This window comes from Methanoculleus thermophilus (assembly GCF_001571405.1).
Classification (GTDB): Archaea; Halobacteriota; Methanomicrobia; order Methanomicrobiales; family Methanoculleaceae; genus Methanoculleus; species Methanoculleus thermophilus.
Genome location: NZ_BCNX01000015.1, coordinates 1 through 1,009, shown reverse-complemented (window position 1 = coordinate 1,009; position 1,009 = coordinate 1). Strand labels below are relative to the sequence as shown.

Genomic DNA, 1,009 nt, shown 5'->3' with positions numbered 1-1,009 from the left:
GGCTCTGTTGAATTCCTTCCAGACAACGACAATCACGACTGTTTGTACTGCCTTCGTTAGGTTATGGAGGATCACTTTGATCTTGATCTCTTTGACCTGGTACCAGTATTTTCGTGCCTTTAGTTCCTCGCCGAATCTTCTTTTGAGCACGGAGAAGGCTGTTTCGACCTTGTTTCGCTCCCGATATCGTTCATCGTCGAAGTTGGCGTACATTTCCTGGCGATAGGTCCCGGATCGGATCCTTCCCTGCCAGGTTCTGACCGGGATGACCGAATCGGCACCCAGTTCTTCCCGAATCTGGCGATGCAAGGTCTCCGCATCGTATCCTTTATCCATGACATAGCATGCAGTTTTTCTGACCCGTTGGCACTGTCTCAACAGTGGTACGGCATGATTGACATCGTGTACGGGGTGTTGGGAGATTTTGACACACAAGATCACCTGCTTGTGGGTGTCCACAGCAATCGAGGTTTTCAGGAAGTTCTTTCGTGTTTTACCCGTTCTCCAGGAGTAGTAGTGACTGGCATACGCGCTGGTGAACCCTGAAGCATCGATGGCCGTTAGGGGGATTATATCTCCTGTTGAATAAAAAAGTAAAAGGGTCTTCTTGAGCATTCTCGTGAAGATTACGGAGGGAATCCGGGTCATGAACTTGTGGATGGTCGAATAGTGGGGTACCCGCTCGAGCTGAAGCAGGTCTCTGATCGGTTCCAGCAGTTCAACGAGATCCACTGTGTCCCGATAATTGGTGCCCAGAACCTCACGCACGAGCAGGATTGTCATAAGTTGGTGCTGAGTATACGTTTTCCGGGAGTATTTACAGGAATAGAGCGGTAAATGTGAAGATCGTACGGTGGTGAGGATCGCTTTAGTAAGGTTGATATAGCCATTCGTCGACACTAACTCTGCTCCTTGTTGTTGGTTTCGTCATTAACACAAGGAGCAACGGTTTTATAGATCTTTCCCCTCAGATGGAGCCGACCCTCGACTAGAGGGTTTCAACAGAGCC

Annotated in this window: 1 protein-coding gene; it reads right to left on the bottom strand. The window is 49.2% G+C overall.

The window, feature by feature from the left end; genetic code table 11:
* A partial coding sequence (locus tag MCUTH_RS10835) for an IS5 family transposase (RefSeq protein ID WP_066958191.1) occupies positions 1 to 900 on the bottom strand: 900 nt, incomplete at its 3' end.
* Positions 901 to 1,009: the final 109 nt, after the last annotated feature.